Raw genomic sequence first — 16,563 nt, 5'->3', positions numbered from 1 at the left:
GCGTGCCAGTATTGATCCCATGCGTGTGTCCCCCGATTCTCCGTTGCCGGCGTCGCCCTCGCCGACGTTGTGTGGGCGCCCGGTCGCCGTGGACCGGGCGCTGATCATGGCCATCGTCAACCGCACACCCGACTCGTTCTACGACCGAGGTGCGACGTTCGCGGACGACTCGGCGATGGCTGCCGTGGAAAGAGTGGTGGCCGAGGGCGCTGACGTCGTCGACATCGGCGGCGTGAAGGCCGGGCCGGGCGAGCTCGTCGATCAGGACGAGGAGATCCGCAGGGTCGTGCCGTTCGTCGAGGCGATCCGGGGACGATTCCCGGAGCTGCTGATCAGTGTCGACACCTGGCGCGGCGAGGTGGCACGTCTCGCCTGTTCAGAGGGTGCCGATCTCGTGAACGACACGTGGGCGGGAGCCGATCCGAGCCTTGTCGAGGTCGCTGCCGAACTGGGTGCCGGCATCGTCTGCTCGCACACGGGTGGCGCCGTCCCACGCACGCGGCCGTTCCGTGTTCGCTACACGGACGTCGTGGAGGACGTGCGTCGTGATGTGGTTGCGGCTGCGGAGAATGCTGCGCGAATCGGGGTGCCGAAGGACTCGATTCTCATCGATCCCACCCATGATTTCGGAAAGAACACATTCCACGGGCTCGAGTTGTTGCGTCGAGTGGACGATCTTGTAGATACGGGATGGCCAGTGCTGATGGCGCTGAGCAACAAGGATTTCATAGGGGAGACTCTTGGTGTGGGACTCGACGAGCGGTTGGAGGGAACATTGGCAGCGACAGCGATGGCCGCAGCAGAGGGCGCCCGGATGTTCCGTGTCCACGAGGTGGCGTCGACACGGCGTGTGGTCGACATGGTGGCGGCGATTCGAGGGCTTCGGGCCCCGGCTCGCACGGTGCGGGGGCTGGCATGAGCGCCCCGCAGGTGGCTTCCGGCGTGTGGGGAGATGCGAACACCTGGGATCAGCCGACGTGGAGCATCGCCGAGCTCGAAAGGGCGAAAGCCGGGCGGACCGTGTCGGTGGTGCTTCCCGCTCTGAACGAGGAACGGACGGTCGGGGCGGTGGTCGATACCATCCATCCATTGCTCGGTGGGCTGGTCGACGAACTGATCGTGCTCGACTCGGGTTCGCGGGATCTCACCGCAGAACGTGCGCGATCGGCGGGTGCCACCGTGATCAGTCGCGAGGAGGCCGTGCCGAGCATGGCGCCCGTGTCGGGCAAGGGTGAGGTGCTGTGGCGTTCGATCGCCGCGAGCACGGGCGATCTCGTCGCGTTCGTCGATTCCGATCTGGTGAACCCCGATCCGGCCTTCGTGCCGAAACTTCTCGGGCCATTGCTCACCGGCGACGGCATTCATCTGGTGAAGGGGTACTACCGCAGGCCGCTGCGTGTCAGTGGCACCGAGGACGCCAACGGGGGAGGGCGGGTCACGGAACTCGTTGCACGGCCGATGCTGGCTGCGTTGCGCCCCGAACTCACCCGCATTCTGCAGCCGCTCGGTGGCGAGTACGCGGGCACACGGGAGCTGTTGTCCGCTGTGCCGTTCGCGCCCGGATACGGCGTGGAGATCGGGCTGCTTCTCGACACCTACGACCGACTGGGCCTCGGTGCGATCGCCCAGGTCAACCTCGGGGTGCGCAAGCACCGGAATCGGCCGCTGTCCGAGCTCGGGGTGATGAGCAGGCAGATCATCGGGACGATGATGCGCCGCTGTGGTGTGGACGATTCGGGAGAGGGGCTCACCCAGTTCCTCGTCGACGGTGATTCCTTCGTGCCGTCGACGACCGAGGTGGATCTGGCGGACCGTCCGCCGATGAACACCATCGCCCGGTAGCCGGGTTCCCCGGTCCGGCGTGACAGGATCGAGTCATGTTGACGGCTCTGTTGTATCTCCTCGTCATGGTGTTCGTCGGTGCGATGCTGTTCTTCGTGGCAAGTGCAGTTTTCGGTCGGTCCGAGGAGCTGTCGCCGATCCCGCCGGGCACCACCTTCACGGCCCTTCCGGTTGCCGGGGTGACCGGGAACCACGTGCGCGAGTTGCGGTTCCAGCAGACGCTGCGCGGATACAAGGCCAGCGAGGTGGATTGGGCTCTGGATCGACTGGGCGGTGAAATCGATTCTCTCCGTGAGAAAGTCGCGTACCTGGAGGAGGTTGCGGCCCAGAGTCGCAAAGCCGGTGACTGACGGATCGCTCGAAAGGCATCGTTGCAGGCCATGGCTCGAAACCGGCTCACATGACCCCTCGTCAAGTCAAATGTTCAACGTTATTCCGACTCAGGTTCCCGGTCCGGACGTCGATAGGGAAGAATGGAGCGCACAAGCCTCGGTTTAGGTCGGGGAGAATTGTCAGTCGAGGCGCAAGCAGGCAGCGCAGATCTGGAGGGAGCAGAGGATGGCGGCCATGAAGCCCCGGACCGGGGACGGTCCCCTCGAAGCAACCAAAGAGGGACGAGGAATCGTCATGCGGGTTCCCCTGGAGGGCGGTGGCCGTTTGGTCGTCGAGCTGACCCCGGAGGAAGCTGCCGCATTGGGCGAGGAGCTCAAGGGCGTCACCAGCTAGTCGGTGGGACACACAACCTCATATGACAGGCCCCGCTCGTGCGCGTCGATGCGGGGCCTGCCACATGTCTACGCGGGCGGGAGGCGAGGCAGATGCTCTCGGATGTGACCGACCTCTTGGCCTGCCCGCAGTGCGCGTCCGCGGTCGAACTCGAGACCGACGGTGGAGCGAAAGTGCTCGTGTGCGTTCTCGGTCACCGGTTCGATGTTGCTCGGCAGGGCTACGTGAGCCTCGTGTCGGGTGCCCCGTCCAAGTTCGAAGGCGACACCTCCGACATGCTCGAGGCGCGTGCACGGTTCCTCGACGCCGGGCATTACGACCCGCTGGTGAGTGCGGTGGCGGCGGTGGTCGACCGGGACGACCACTCCGGGCAGGGGCCACGAGTGCTCGAAGTGGGTGCGGGAACCGGTCACTACCTTGCGGGCGTACTGGATCGGAGCGCGGGCTCGCGCGGAGTGGGCCTGGACGTTTCCAAGTACGCGGCCAGAAGAATCGCGAAGTCGCACCCGCGTGTAGGTGCGGTGGTCGCCGACGCGTGGGCCGGACTCCCTCTTCGTGACCGTGCGATGACGGACGTCCTCTGCGTGTTCGCTCCGCGCAATGCCGGCGAGTCCCACCGAGTGCTCGCGCCGGGTGGCAGGCTCACCGTTCTCACCCCCACCGGCCGCCATCTGTCCGAGTTGATCGACGCCTTCGGAATGGTGAACGTGGACGAACGCAAAGTCGAGCGACTCGATGCCGCGACAGCCGAACACTTCGCCCCGGCGCAGCGCACGGACGTCGAGTTCTCTATGACTCTCACCCACGCGGACGTCGTACGGGTCGTCGGGATGGGACCCACCGCGCGGCACCTCGGTCCGGATGCTCTTTCGGCGAAGGTCGCGGAGTTGCCGCAACCCGCCACGGTCACCGCTTCGGTAACGGTCTCGACTTACGAGAGGCACTGAGGCCTCTTCGTCACCGACGCGCCAGCACGTCCGTGTACACCGCCAACGTCTGCTCGGCGACGGTCGCCCAGGAGAAGTCGGTGACAGCTCGTACACGCCCCGCGCGACCCATCGCGTCCGCGACCGCGCTGTCGCAGGCAACGGCGTTGATCGCGTCCGCGAGCCCTCGCTCGAACACCTCCGGCTCGTAGGAGTTGTAGTGCACGAGACGCCCGGTGACGCCGTCGTGCACCACCTCGGGGATTCCGCCCACATCCGAGGCGACGACAGCCGTTTCACAGGCCATCGCTTCGAGATTCACGATTCCCAGCGGCTCGTACACCGAAGGACAGACGAACACCGTGGATGCCGACAGGATTTCTCGCACCTGTTCCGTCGGAAGCATTTCGCGTACCCAGAACACGTTGCCTCCGGCTTCGGCCAGAGCCGCGACCGCGCGTTCGGTCTCCGCCGCGAGATCTGGCGTGTCCGGTGCCCCCGCCAGCAGCACCAACTGGATCTCGGGAGCGAAATGATGTGCCGCCGAGACCAGGTGGGCCAGACCCTTCTGCCGGGTGATGCGGCCGACGAACGAGACGATCGGCTTCGTCGGATCGATCCCGATTGCCGGCAGTGCCGATTCTCCGACCCCCGCGCCCGGATACCAGACATCGGTGTCGATGCCGTTGCGCACGACGTGGACGTGTGCGGGGTCGATGCTCGGATAAGTTTCGAGAATGTCGGCGCGCATACCCGCACTGACCGCGATGACCGCGTCGGCGTGCTCGGCCGCATTGCGTTCGGACCACGAGGACACGCGGTAGCCGCCACCGAGCTGTTCGGCCTTCCAGGGTCGGCGTGGCTCCAAAGAGTGGGCGGTGAGGACGTGCGGCACGTCGTACATCGCCGCGGCCACGTGACCGGCCAGTCCGGTGTACCAGGTGTGGGTGTGAACGACGTCGGCGGCGCCGGCCGCGTGTGCCATCCGAAGCTCGGCCGACAGCGTCGCGAAGACCGCATTCGCGTCTGCCAGTGCAGGATCGGGCTGATGAACGTGCGCGCCCGCCCGGGGGGCGCCCATGCAGTGCACGTCGACGTCACACAGGTCGCGGAGCTTGCCGACGAGTTCGGTGACGTGAACTCCCGCCCCGCCGTAGATCTCCGGTGGGTACTCCTTGGTCATCATCGCCACGCGCACGCGCTAAACGTAACGCTCCGGAGTGAGGGCGACCACCAGAAAACCCCTTCCGGCGCGCCACCGCTGGCAAGTGGTGGGGGCGGCGGATAGGTTGACAGGTGTGAGGAGCCAGCCGCACGTGCTTGGGATCGTGCTCGCCGGGGGCGAGGGGAAACGTCTCTATCCGCTGACGGCGGACAGAGCGAAGCCAGCGGTTCCATTCGGGGGTGCGTACCGACTGATCGACTTCGTATTGAGCAACCTGGTCAACGCCGGGTATCTGCGGCTGTGTGTGCTCACCCAGTACAAGTCGCACTCGCTCGATCGACACATCTCGCAGACCTGGCGTCTGTCCGGCTTCACCGGTGAATACATCACCCCGGTTCCCGCACAGCAGCGACTGGGCCCGCGGTGGTACACGGGCAGTGCCGATGCGATCCTGCAGTCGCTCAACCTCGTGTACGACGAAGACCCCGAGTACATCGTCGTGTTCGGTGCCGATCACGTGTACCGCATGGACCCCGAACAGATGGTCCAGCATCACATCGAGTCCGGCGCAGGTGTCACCGTCGCGGGCATAAGGGTCCCGCGCAGCGAAGCCTTCGCATTCGGGTGCATCGACAGCGACGAGAGCGGCCGGATCACCCAGTTTCTCGAGAAGCCGGCGCACCCACCCGGCACCCCCGACGACCCGAACATGACGTTCGCGTCGATGGGCAATTACGTCTTCACGACCAAGGTTCTCGTCGACGCCATCCGAGCCGACTCGGAGAATTCCGACTCCGATCACGACATGGGCGGTGACATCATTCCCGCGCTGGTCGAAGCAGGTGTCGCGTCCGTCTACGACTTCAACGACAACGTCGTCCCGGGCGCCACCGACCGAGATCGTGGTTACTGGCGCGATGTCGGGACCCTGGACGCTTTCTACGACGCGCACATGGATCTCGTGTCCGTGCACCCGATCTTCAATCTGTACAACCGGCGATGGCCCATCCGCGGTGCCGCCGAGAACCTCGCACCCGCCAAGTTCGTCAAAGGCGGGCTGGCGCAGGAATCGGTCGTGGGAGCGGGAAGCATCCTGTCCGCGGCCACGGTCCGCAACTCCGTGCTCAGCTCCAACGTGATGATCGACGACGGTGCCACGGTCGAAGGCAGCGTGCTGATGCCCGGGGTACGGATCGGCAAGGGCGCCGTGGTGCGCCGCGCCATCCTCGACAAGAACGTCGTCGTCGGCGAGGGCGAGATCATCGGAGTCGACCTCGAGCGCGACCGGGAACGCTTCGCGATCAGCACCGGCGGAGTGGTCGCCATCGGCAAGGGCGTGTGGATCTAGCCCTCGGTCGGGTGTGTGAGCGCTCTCAGAGCTTCGAGGCGCAGAGGAGTCCGTCACCCAGGGGAAACAGCACCCGAATCAACTGCTCGTTCTCGGCGAGGGCCTTCGCCGCCTCGCGAACCGCGATCGTGTCGGGGTCACGCTGGGCATGGTCGACGACCCGGCCGTTCGCAAGCGCATTGTGGAGCACGATCGTTCCGCCCGGCCGCAGCAATCGCACGCCTTCCCGCACGAAATGCGGGTGGTCGGCGGGACCGCTGTCCACGAACACCAGGTCGTAAGCCTCGTCGGCAAGCCTCGGCAGGACGTCGAGGGCACTGCCGTTGATGAGTCGGGTGCGCGCCGGTGCGATCTGGCTCGCGCGAAACGACTGCTTCGCGACCCGCTGGTGTTCGGGCTCGTAATCGATGGTGGTGAGAACACCGTCGTCGCGCATACCGCGGAGCAGCCACAGACTGCTGACGCCGGCGCCGGTACCGACCTCTACCACCGTCTTGGCGTCGAGCATTCGGGCGAACATGGCCAGTGCACTGCCGACGGCAGGTGAGACGGGTGTGGCGCCGAGGTCGTCGGCTTTTTCTCTGGCCATCTCGAGAGCCTCGTCTTCGCGGACGACCCCTTCGGTATGGGCGAGTATCCGTTCGGCGTTAGTCTGCACGCCCAAGAGGCTATCTGCGTAGCGGCATCGCCGCTGCAAGGCGCGCTCGCGCGAAATTCTCAGCAACACCTCAGGTTGCTCATACGACCTACACACCGCGGTACGCGAGAGTAATGCACATCGCCAGATCCGAGGCCGCACAAGGCGGGGAGATCACATCGTGACCGACTGTTTTCGAGACCCGGGAACAAATCGGTGCAGCGGGGAGTTGTCCCAGCTACACGTAATCCGTGATCTGCGGTCCTGAACAGGAGGATCCACCAATCCACATGACCGACACCGAACGCAGTAACCGAAAAGCAGGCGCCGACGCCCTCGAGGCCGTCGGGTCGGAAGTCGACGGGGAGCTGACCGGCACAGCTGTGTTCGACGCCACAGGCGAAAAGTCCGCGATGCCGTCCTGGGAAGAGCTGGTGCGAGAGCACGGCGACCGCGTCTACCGGCTGGCGTACCGCCTCTCCGGTGACGCGCAGGATGCCGAAGACCTCACTCAGGACACGTTCATGCGGGTGTTCCGCTCGCTGTCGGACTACCAGCCGGGCACGTTCGAGGGGTGGCTCCACCGCATCACGACCAACCTGTTCCTCGACATGGTTCGTCGTCGCAATCGCATCCGTATGGAAGCACTGCCGGACGACTACGACCGAGTTCCGGCCGAGGGTCGTGGCCCGGAAGAGATCTACCATGACGCCCGACTCGACGCGGATCTACAGGCCGCTCTCGACTCACTCGCGCCCGAATTTCGCGCCGCGGTCGTCCTTTGTGACATCGAAGGTCTGTCATACGAGGAAATCGGTGCCACACTGGGTGTGAAGCTCGGGACGGTACGAAGTCGTATCCACCGCGGACGGCAAGCGCTGCGCGAGCACCTTGCCGCGAACGGGAAGGTCGAGTCCGATCAGATCGGTGTCGGGTAGTTATCAGGAGGGACGAATGTCGCAGGTGCCGGGGCATCGTCAGTTCGGCTCCACGGAGCATCTGGCGAGTGAGGCGATAGCCGCATACGTCGACGGTGAGTTGCGAATGTCGGCCTACCTGCGGGCCGCCCATCACCTTTCCATGTGCCCCGAGTGTGCCCACGAAGTCGAATCGCAGCAGCAGGCGAGACGAGCCCTACGCGGCAGTGGCGAAGTGACCATGCCGTTGTCATTGCTCGGTGTTCTGAGTCGAATACCCACCTGCCAGCCTGCGGACTCGTTCGATCATGCCGCCGAAGCCGCGCGCGGCACCGGGATGGGCTCTGCCCTTCCGGAGCAACTCGATGTCACCGGTCGCCGCTGGTCTCGCCGTTGGCGTCGGTGACCCGCACCCGATTTCCGGCCCGACGACCGACGGGCGGTGGCGTGCGCCACGTACCGATCAGTGATACTGGGCGCGTGGCAACCGTGACGACAGACTTCGTGGCACCGTCAGAACGAGCGACCGACTCACACCGAACGACTGGACGCGTCATCGGCGCGCACGAGGGGGACGTACGACCGTGACCGCCGATTCGAAGAACGGTGACCCGGTGAACGGTGCGAACGGGTCCGGAAGTCCTGCGAGCAGCAGTGCCGACGGGTCGCTTCGGCCGCCCGACGCGCCTCGTCTCGACCCTCGTCCGGTGTACCGCCCGGAGGTCGACGCGGCATCGCAGAAGGCATTCGGTCGTCCGGGTGGTGTCGAAGGGTCGTTCTATCGGGCAGGAGAGACCAGGAAAGATGCGCCGCAGGTGAAGGTGGGCGCACCGGACCCAGTTTTGGCGGAGGCATTCGGTCGACCGCCCGGCGCCGTCGACACGATTCAGCGAAACCCCGAGGCCCCGTCCGATCCCGAACCGGAAGACGAAACCGCGGCCGACCCGTGGCGTGATCCCGAGGCCGGCGTGGTGCTCGGACGTCCCGGAATCGGCGGCTCGGCGCCGTCGCCGCCGTCCGCACCCAAACTGACTGCTCGGGAAGTGTTGTTCGGTGACAACGTCGCGCCGAAGGCGCTGCTGGGACTCGCCGGAGTGGCACTCGCAATAGGTTTGGTCGGCGGCTTGCTGGCCGTGTTCGTGACGACAGACCGCAGCTCGCTCACCAGCCAGAGCGTCACGCTCGCACAGACCAGCGGTGGTGACGACCTGGCGGAGTCGCCGGTTGCGGAGGTTGCGGACTCGGTTCTGCCGGCGGTGGTCTCGATTCAGGTCGCGGTGGGTGACCAGGGCAGTACAGGTTCCGGGGTCGTCCTCGACGGCGCCGGCTACATCGTCACCAACAACCACGTGATCTCGGCTGCAGCCACGGCCCCCGACGGTGGCAAGATCCAGGTCCTGTTCTCCGACGGAACCAAAACGGAGGCGCAGATCGTCGGCCGCGACATCAAGACCGACCTCGCGGTGCTGAAGGTGTCCGCCGACAACCTCACGGTTGCCGAGCTCGGCACGTCCGGTGACGTTCAGGTGGGACAGGACGTCGTCGCCGTCGGCTCACCACTCGGTCTGAGTAAGACCGTCACGCGTGGGATCGTCAGTGCCCTGAACCGGCCGATGCGGCTGTCCGGCGAGGGCAGCGACACCAATGCGGTCATCGACGCCATCCAGACGGATGCCGCGATCAACCACGGCAACTCGGGTGGCGCTCTGGTCGACGCCGAGGGCAGAGTCATCGGTATCAACACGGCGATGCTCAGTGAGTCCGGCGGTTCGGTGGGCCTCGGGTTCGCGATTCCCATCGACGAGGTCACGACGGTGGCGCAAACCCTCATTCGAGACGGCGAGATGCATCATCCCGATATCGGGGTCAATGCCCGCACGGTCGTCAACGACGTCACGAGTGGGGCGGAGGTCGCGAACCTGACGGACGGCGGCCCCGCTGCGCAGGCGGGCATCGTCGAACGCGACGTGATCGTCAAGGTGGGCGACCGTGAGGTGACGGGCGCCGACGAATTGGTGGTTGCCGTCAACGCACAGAAGATCGACGAACCCGTCGACGTTCAGCTGGTCCGCGAAGGCCGGCTGGTGGACGTGACCGTCACTCCGATCTCGGACTGAGCGGTCGGGACTGGGAGGTTGCTGTGAACATGGTCGCGCGGTGGGCACGTTCGAGGACCACCCAGTAGGCTGACCACGTGTTCGGCAACATCGGTTGGGGCGAGTTCATGGTCCTCCTCGTCGCAGCTCTGGTCATTCTGGGACCGGAGCGGCTTCCTGGGGCCGTCAGTTGGGTGACCAAGTCGCTCCGTCAGGTTCGGGAGTACGCGAGCGGCGCGAGCCAGCAGCTCAAGGATGAACTGGGTCCCGAGTTCGACGACCTGCGCAAGCCTCTGGCGGACTTGAATCAGTTGCGTGGCATGACCCCGCGCGCCGTCATCACCAAGCATCTGCTCGAAGGTGACGATTCCATCTTCACCGGGAACTTCGACACCAAGCCGTCCACTCCGGGGAAGCCGGGCACGGTCTCTTCCGTCGACACCCCGTCTTCGGTTGCGGTACAGGGTGGTTCGAAGGGAAACAACAAGCCTCTCGATGCGGGCGAGTCGCCACCGATCGACGTCGATGCGACCTGATCCGACTTCGTCGAGCGCGACCTGATACCGATCAGAGGTGGCGGGTGGTGTCGATTCCGAGCGACATGCCTGCCAGCCCGCGCTTACGAACCGCGAGCTTGTCTGCTACTCCGCGAAGCGCCGTTGCGGCGGGGGAGTCGGGGGTCGAAAGGACGATCGGCTTACCGGCGTCGCCACCCTCGCGCACTGCCTGCTCCAACGGAATCTGGCCGAGCAGCGGAACCTTCGCACCAACGGCCTTCGTGAGGCGATCCGATACCTCCTGGCCACCGCCCGAGCCGAAGACGTCCATGCGGGTGCCGTCCGGAAGATCCATCCAGGACATGTTCTCGACGACGCCGACAATGCGCTGGCGGGTCTGCAGGGCAATCGCGCCGGCGCGTTCGGCGACCTCCGCAGCCGCTTGCTGCGGCGTGGTGACGACAAGAATCTCCGCGCCGGGGATCAGTTGCGCGACCGAGATGGCGACGTCACCGGTGCCGGGTGGCAGGTCGAGAAGCAGCACGTCCAGATCGCCCCAGAACACGTCGGCGAGGAACTGCTGCAGAGCGCGGTGGAGCATCGGGCCACGCCACACGACAGGGGTGTTGCCTTGCGTGAACTGCGCGATCGAGATCATCTTCACGTCGTGCGCTACCGGCGGCATGATCATCCGCTCGACCTGAGTGGGCTTCGCGTCGGTACCGAGCATGCGCGGAACCGAATGTCCGTAGATGTCGGCGTCCAGGACGCCGACGGAGAGGCCCCGCGCCGCGAGTGCTGCGGCCAGGTTGACGGTGACACTGGATTTACCGACGCCGCCCTTGCCGGATGCGACCGCATACACGCGAGTGAGTGAACCGGGCTGCGCGAACGGAATGACCGGTTCGGCGGAGTCACCGCGAAGCGACTTGCGGAGTTCGGTGCGCTGTTCGTCGCTCATCACGTCGAGTTCGACCCGAATCGCGCCCACGCCGGCAACGTCGGCGACGGCCTTGGTGACCCGATCGCTGATCTCGGTCTTCATCGGGCAACCAGCAGTGGTCAGGTAGATGCCGATGTCGACGCTGTTGTCGTCCGAGATGTCGACGCTCTTGACCATCCCCAGGTCGGTGATGGGTTTGCGGATCTCGGGGTCCTGTACGCGCGCCAGGGCGCTGCGAACATCGGACTCGGTCAGAACAGCCATGACTCAATCGTAGGGATCGACGTTCAGTGGATCTTCGGCAGGTCCGACGATGCCGGGGCAATTCCACTCGAGTAGCCGGCGGACCAGGCGAGGACGTTGGCCACGTATGCGGCGGAGTTGTTGTAGCGGTGGACGGCCGTCGCTGCCTGAATCGGGTCGCGGACGTCGAGGCCACCGTCGCACAGGTACTTGCCGGTCGTCAGAGCCGAGTCGAAAAGGTTCTGGGGGTCGGCTACGCCGTCGCCGTTGCCGTCGCCCGCATAGTGATTCCAGGTTTCGGGCAGGAACTGAGTGGGGCCGACCGCGCGATCGAAGTTGGCGTCACCGTCGAGTGCGCCGCCGTCGGTGTCGGGGATGACGGCGTTTCCGGCGAGTGTGCCGTCCAGAACGGGGCCGAGAACGGGTTCGAACACATTTCCTTGGGCGTCGGCCTTGCCGTCGTTCGCGTGAGTGGACTCGACGCGCCCGATGCCGGCGATGAGTGTCCAGTACATGCCGCAGCCGGGCTGCTCGACCGCGAGGATGCGCTCTGCGTTCTGGTAGGCGGCGACGTTGATCTCCGGGATTCCGAGAACCCCGGCGGCAATGCTGGTGGGCAGCGGGGGTGTCGCCTGGACCGGTGCCGGCTCGGGTGCCGGCGGCGGAGGTGGCGGTGCGATGTCGGCGAGTGCCAGTGTGGGCTGCCGGTCGGCAACGGTGTCGGCGGATTTCTGGGCCTGTGGCTCCCGATCGCCCGCGCCGGTTGCGGTCGCGTCGTGTGCGCTGGCTACGAGGAACGGCACCTTCGGTGCGGCACCCGCGGTGTTCGCTGCGGTGATGAGTCCGATCGGTACGAGTCCGCTCAGTGCGAGAACCGAATTGCGGCGAACATGCGACTCCGCCTTCTTGTTGTGCCGACCCACTCGATTGCCTCCTGCGCCCCTGCAAGGGGTGGTCCGTTCGATGACGTGACCGAGGCTACACGATGCGATGCGGATTTGTTATTCAACCGTGATCGAACCGTGTCGCGTGAGGGGAGTTCGCGTCCAGGGCCGCGAGGCCGCGTGCCGGGGCGCTCGGATCAGGCTACAGGTGTCGGCAGATTCCCTTCTCTTCGAGGTGTGTCGGCCGTCTCGTTCACAGGTGGCGGCGCGCAGAAGAGGACACAGGGCAGCGGCGGCAGCTGAGGCAGACCCGGAACCACAGGCGCCTGCTGGCCTGGTGGTACAGGCGGGACTTCCGGTGCCGGCGCGCCGGGGATAGGCATGTCCGGAATGTGTGCGCCTGGGGGTACGGGCGGTGGTGCCGTCGGGCTTCCGGGGGGAGTGCTTTCGCCGGTCACGGAGTCGACGAGCTGCGGAGCAGGCGTGCCGCCCGGCGTCTGGTCCGGGGTGGGGGTGCCGCCGTTCTTGTACGCGTTCGACCACGTGATCACGTCCGCGGCGTACTTGCCCGAGTTGTTGTAGCGCAGCACGGCGCGCATCTCCTGCGCGGGCTCACGGAGGTCGAGATCTCCGGCGCACAGGTAGCGGGCCGAAGCGAGCGCGGCATCGAAGACATTGTTGGGATCGGCGACCCCGTCTGCGTTGCCGTCCGACGCGTAATTGGCCCAAGTGGCCGGAATGAACTGCATCGGACCGACCGCACGGTCATGCTTCGGGTCACCGTCCGTTATGCCTCGGTCCGTGTCCGTTATGACTTCGTTACCCGAGAGCGAACCGTCGAGAACCGGGCCGAGGATGGGTGTGACCGTGGTGCCGAGAGAGTCCGTCTTCCCACCACCGGCGTGACCGGATTCGATACGACCGATACCGGCAAGGAGGTGCCAGGGCAGGCCGCACCGCGGCTGCTCCACCATCATCTGGAGCTCGGCGCCGCGATAGGCGTTGAGCACGATCTCGGGGATGCCGAGGGAGCTGAGGACGACCGGGGCCGCGATGAGGCCCGAGATGTCGACCGGGGCTGTGGACCCGGGCGGCGCCAATGGGGCGCCCGCGCGTGAATGTGGCGTCGGACCTGCAGGAGCGGCGCGCTGAGAGCGTGCAGTGCGGGGCTCCGGGGCGACGAAGCCGGCAGGCGGAAGGTGTCCGAACTGCGGTGCGGATTCCCCCGCGACATTCACGACCGATGGACGAATGGCGGCGGAAGTTCCGTCTGCCGTTGCAGCGACGGTGGACGAGCCCACCGTGGCGACACCGCCGACGATGAGAGCTGCCGTCGTCACCAGGCCACGCACCCGCACTCGATCACCCCCTGCGATGTCTTTCGGTTGCACACACCGCATGTATCCCGGACTGTGTGACACACGTTACATAGGCGTGATCGGCCTGTCAGTCAATGCCCGGTAAACGCTCGAACGGTTACTTGCGACGCGCCTGGTCGTCTTCGTGCGCGGCCAGCATCGTTCTGATCTCGTCCAGCTCGCGGCGGAGGTAGTCGCGGGTGGCCACCTCGCCGATCGCGATGCGCAGAGCGGCGAGTTCGCGTGCCAGGAACTCGGTATCGGCCTTGGTCTGTTCGGCTCGGGAGCGGTCTTCCTCCAGGGAGACGCGGTCTCGGTTCTCCTGCCGGTTCTGCGCGAGCAGGATCAATGGGGCGGCGTACGCGGCCTGAGTCGAGAAAGCAAGATTGAGCAGGATGAACGGGTACGGATCCCACTGCAGCCGGACGGCGAAGACGTTGAGAATCACCCACGCGACGACGATGACCGTCTGGATCATCAAGTATCGGCCGGTACCGAGGAATCGTGCGAAGTTCTCGCTCGCGGCGCCGACCGCTTCGACGTCGTAGGTCAGAAGCCGGAAACGGCGTCCCTCACGCGGGGTGTCGAGCCGTTGCCGAGCGTTCAGCTCGCTCATTCGTCGTTCTCCTCTTCGCGCCAGTCCTCGGGGAGGAGATGGTCGAGGACGTCGTCGACGGTCACGGCGCCCATAAGGTGGTTCTCGTCGTCGACGACGGGCCCGCACACGAGGTTGTAGGTCGCGAAGTAGCGGGTCACCGTCGTCAGGGAATCGTCCGGTGCCAGTCGGGGCATGTCTACGTCGAGCATTCCGCCGAGGAGGCTTGCCGGGGGTTCCCGGAGGAGTTTCTGCAGGTGGACACAACCGAGATAGCGACCCGTCGGGGTGGCCGTGGGCGGCCGCACGACGAACGCCATGCTCGCCAGTGCCGGCGTCACGTCGGCCACGCGAGCGCGGGCGAGCGCTTCGGCAACGGTGGTCGAGGCGGTGAGCACCACCGGTGACGGCGTCATCAAACCACCTGCCGTGTCGGGGGAATGCTCGAGCAGTCGACGGACGGGCTCGGAATCCTGCGGATCCATCAGCTGGAGCAGTGACTCCGCCTCGGTCTCGGGTAGTTCACCGAGCAGGTCGGCTGCGTCGTCGGGGTCCATCGCTTCGAGGACGTCGGCCGCGCGTTCGACCTCGAGGTGCATCAGCAGGTCGGTCTGGTCGTCGGCGGGGAGCTCCTGGACGACGTCGGCGAGGCGCTCGTCGTCGAGTGCGACGGCCAGTTCGTGTCGGCGTTTGTCCGGCAGTTCCCGCATCGCGTTGGCCACGTCGGCCGCACGCATTCCCTCGTACTGCATGAGGAGGGCGGAAACGCCCTGTCCGGGTAGTGACAGATCCGTGTGTGTCAGGCCCTGAACGTGATGCCATTCGACGACATGGATCGCGGCGCGACGGCCCAGGCGTCCGCGGTGTCCACGCACCGCGACCCGGGACACCACCCAGTCGCGCGTACGTGTCAGTTCGATCCCGAGGTCCACGACGAGGCATTCCACCCCGCGTAGGTCCTCCAGTTCGGGGTCGTCGATGCGAACCCGGGAGTCGAGTACCTGTGCCAGTGCGAGGACTTCGCCCGGTCGTTGGTTGAAGCGTCGGAGACTGACGTTTCCGGTCGTCAGGGTCACCGACCCCGGCTCGATCGCCGTGACCCTCAGCATGGGGACGAAGATCCGTTTGCGACTGAACATTTCGATGACGAGACCGAGGACACGAGGTTGCTGGCGTCCGATCCGGACCGTGATCACGACGTCGCGAACACGGCCGATCGATTCTCCGTCCGGTCCCAGTACCACCAGGCCGGCAAGCCTGGCCGCAAAGACTTTGCTTGCAGCTGCCATGACTGCAAGGCTAGATCCTTGCATCGTCAACTGTGGAATCGAATTGCCGTGTCGACGTGGCGACACACGGCGTGAGTCGGCCGATTCGGGCCGGAGAGGACGGCACGGGTATGGTGTCTCGGAACAGGCCACGGCGATCGGTTCTCGCGGTGCCGGGAAGTAGCCGGAAGATGATCGACAAGGCGAAAAGCCTGCCGGCGGACGAGATCTTCCTGGATCTGGAGGACGCGACGGCCCCTCTTGCCAAGGAGGAAGCGCGTATTCGCGTTTCGGAGGCACTCACCGAGGACGGCTGGGGCGACCAGATCAAGGTCGTGCGCGTCAACGACTGGACCACCGAATGGACGTACCGCGACGTCACCGAAGTCGTGGATCGTGCAGGCGTGCACCTCGATGCGATCCTGTTGCCGAAGGTTTCGGACCCGAGTCACGTCCAGGCCCTGGATCTGCTGCTCACTCAGCTCGAGAAGGCGAACGGGCTAGAGGTCGGGTGTATCGGAATCGAACCGCAGATCGAGAATGCGCTCGGCCTCACCAACATCGATGCGATCGCGACGGCAAGCCCACGAGTCGAGACGCTCGTGTTCGGGCCGGCGGACTTCATGGCGGGCATCAACATGCGCACTCTCGTGGTGGGGGAGCAGCCGGACGGATACGACCGTGGTGATGCCTATCACCACATCCTCATGACCATTCTGATCGCGGCCCGGGCCCACGGTCTGCAGGCCATCGACGGTCCGTACCTGCAGATCCGAGACGTCGATGCGTTCCGGAGGTCCGCGCACCGCACTGCCGCACTGGGTTTCGACGGCAAATGGGTGCTGCATCCGTCCCAGATAGAAGCCGCGAACGACGTGTTCAGCCCACGCCAGAGTGACTACGATCATGCCGAACTCGTTCTGGACGCCTACGAGTTCCACACCTCGACGAAAGGTGGTGCGCGGGGCGCGGTCATGCTCGGCGACGAGATGATCGACGAGGCCAGTAGGAAGATGGCCCTGGTGATCTCGGCCAAGGGCCGCGCCGCGGGGATGGTTCGAACGAGCAGTTTCACGCCACCCGACGCAGGTCGGTGATCGGCTTCCCGCGGCGGGGAG

General features: G+C 65.7%; 18 protein-coding genes. 11 read left to right on the top strand and 7 right to left on the bottom strand.

The window, feature by feature from the left end; translation table 11 throughout:
* Positions 1–19 precede the first annotated feature (19 nt).
* The 5 genes from folP (at position 20) to ACFWO3_RS10705 (ending at position 3,515) form a co-directional block, all read left to right on the top strand.
* On the top strand, positions 20–919 hold the full coding sequence (gene folP / locus ACFWO3_RS10725) for a dihydropteroate synthase (RefSeq protein WP_378577035.1): 900 nt from the start codon (positions 20–22) through the stop codon (positions 917–919).
* Positions 916–1,842, top strand: a complete 927-nt coding sequence (locus tag ACFWO3_RS10720) for a glucosyl-3-phosphoglycerate synthase (RefSeq protein WP_378577032.1) — start codon at positions 916–918, stop codon at positions 1,840–1,842. Before folP ends, ACFWO3_RS10720 begins: the two co-directional genes overlap by 4 nt.
* Before the next feature lie 35 nt (positions 1,843–1,877).
* On the top strand, positions 1,878–2,192 hold the full coding sequence (locus ACFWO3_RS10715) for a DivIVA domain-containing protein (RefSeq protein WP_378577030.1): 315 nt from the start codon (positions 1,878–1,880) through the stop codon (positions 2,190–2,192).
* Between the two features lie 208 nt (positions 2,193–2,400).
* Positions 2,401–2,568, top strand: coding sequence for a DUF3117 domain-containing protein (locus tag ACFWO3_RS10710; protein WP_003936084.1), 168 nt, complete (start codon positions 2,401–2,403; stop codon positions 2,566–2,568).
* A 92-nt stretch (positions 2,569–2,660) separates the two neighbouring features.
* Positions 2,661–3,515 (top strand): methyltransferase domain-containing protein, encoded by an 855-nt coding sequence (locus ACFWO3_RS10705; RefSeq protein WP_378577028.1) that lies wholly within the window; start codon positions 2,661–2,663, stop codon positions 3,513–3,515.
* Positions 3,516–3,525: 10 nt separating this feature from the next.
* On the opposite strand, the gene glgA is transcribed toward ACFWO3_RS10705, so the two are convergent.
* Positions 3,526–4,692 (bottom strand): glycogen synthase, encoded by a 1,167-nt coding sequence (gene glgA, locus ACFWO3_RS10700; protein ID WP_378577025.1) that lies wholly within the window; start codon positions 4,690–4,692, stop codon positions 3,526–3,528.
* Between the two features lie 100 nt (positions 4,693–4,792).
* On the opposite strand from glgA, the gene glgC reads away from it, so the two are divergent.
* A complete protein-coding gene (glgC, locus tag ACFWO3_RS10695) occupies positions 4,793–6,007 on the top strand; it encodes a glucose-1-phosphate adenylyltransferase (RefSeq protein ID WP_378577022.1) in 1,215 nt (404 codons plus the stop codon).
* A 25-nt stretch (positions 6,008–6,032) separates the two neighbouring features.
* Here glgC and ACFWO3_RS10690 read toward each other — a convergent pair whose 3' ends face one another.
* On the bottom strand, positions 6,033–6,671 hold the full coding sequence (locus ACFWO3_RS10690; RefSeq protein WP_378577019.1) for an O-methyltransferase: 639 nt from the start codon (positions 6,669–6,671) through the stop codon (positions 6,033–6,035).
* A 263-nt stretch (positions 6,672–6,934) separates the two neighbouring features.
* On the opposite strand from ACFWO3_RS10690, the gene sigE reads away from it, so the two are divergent.
* The 4 genes from sigE (at position 6,935) to tatB (ending at position 10,193) form a co-directional block, all read left to right on the top strand.
* Complete coding sequence (gene sigE / locus ACFWO3_RS10685) at positions 6,935–7,582, top strand: RNA polymerase sigma factor SigE (protein WP_378577017.1); 648 nt, start codon at positions 6,935–6,937, stop codon at positions 7,580–7,582.
* A 16-nt stretch (positions 7,583–7,598) separates the two neighbouring features.
* Positions 7,599–7,967, top strand: a complete 369-nt coding sequence (locus ACFWO3_RS10680; protein ID WP_378577015.1) for a zf-HC2 domain-containing protein — start codon at positions 7,599–7,601, stop codon at positions 7,965–7,967.
* A 178-nt stretch (positions 7,968–8,145) separates the two neighbouring features.
* A complete protein-coding gene (locus ACFWO3_RS10675; protein ID WP_378577012.1) occupies positions 8,146–9,678 on the top strand; it encodes a trypsin-like peptidase domain-containing protein in 1,533 nt (510 codons plus the stop codon).
* A gap of 77 nt (positions 9,679–9,755) precedes the next feature.
* A complete protein-coding gene (gene tatB / locus ACFWO3_RS10670) occupies positions 9,756–10,193 on the top strand; it encodes a Sec-independent protein translocase protein TatB (protein ID WP_378577010.1) in 438 nt (145 codons plus the stop codon).
* Between the two features lie 31 nt (positions 10,194–10,224).
* On the opposite strand, the gene ACFWO3_RS10665 is transcribed toward tatB, so the two are convergent.
* The 5 genes from ACFWO3_RS10665 to ACFWO3_RS10645 all read right to left on the bottom strand — a co-directional run bounded on the left by ACFWO3_RS10665 (position 10,225) and on the right by ACFWO3_RS10645 (position 15,466).
* Entirely contained in the window at positions 10,225–11,361 is a 1,137-nt protein-coding gene (locus ACFWO3_RS10665; protein WP_378577007.1) for an Mrp/NBP35 family ATP-binding protein, read from the bottom strand.
* A 23-nt stretch (positions 11,362–11,384) separates the two neighbouring features.
* On the bottom strand, positions 11,385–12,263 hold the full coding sequence (locus ACFWO3_RS10660) for a lytic murein transglycosylase (RefSeq protein ID WP_378577005.1): 879 nt from the start codon (positions 12,261–12,263) through the stop codon (positions 11,385–11,387).
* A 158-nt stretch (positions 12,264–12,421) separates the two neighbouring features.
* Entirely contained in the window at positions 12,422–13,615 is a 1,194-nt protein-coding gene (locus ACFWO3_RS10655; protein ID WP_378577002.1) for a lytic murein transglycosylase, read from the bottom strand.
* A gap of 85 nt (positions 13,616–13,700) precedes the next feature.
* On the bottom strand, positions 13,701–14,198 hold the full coding sequence (locus ACFWO3_RS10650; RefSeq protein ID WP_378577000.1) for a DUF1003 domain-containing protein: 498 nt from the start codon (positions 14,196–14,198) through the stop codon (positions 13,701–13,703).
* Complete coding sequence (locus ACFWO3_RS10645; protein ID WP_378576997.1) at positions 14,195–15,466, bottom strand: magnesium transporter MgtE N-terminal domain-containing protein; 1,272 nt, start codon at positions 15,464–15,466, stop codon at positions 14,195–14,197. The genes ACFWO3_RS10650 and ACFWO3_RS10645 overlap by 4 nt, the downstream gene beginning before the upstream one ends.
* 110 nt (positions 15,467–15,576) lie before the next feature.
* On the opposite strand from ACFWO3_RS10645, the gene ACFWO3_RS10640 reads away from it, so the two are divergent.
* Entirely contained in the window at positions 15,577–16,542 is a 966-nt protein-coding gene (locus tag ACFWO3_RS10640) for an HpcH/HpaI aldolase/citrate lyase family protein (protein WP_378576995.1), read from the top strand.
* Positions 16,543–16,563: the final 21 nt, after the last annotated feature.

This window comes from Rhodococcus sp. NPDC058521, assembly GCF_042719695.1.
Lineage (GTDB): Bacteria > Actinomycetota > Actinomycetes > Mycobacteriales > Mycobacteriaceae > Rhodococcus_F.
The sequence above is the reverse complement of the archived record's forward strand: the minus strand, read 5'-3'. Positions and strand labels throughout refer to the sequence as shown.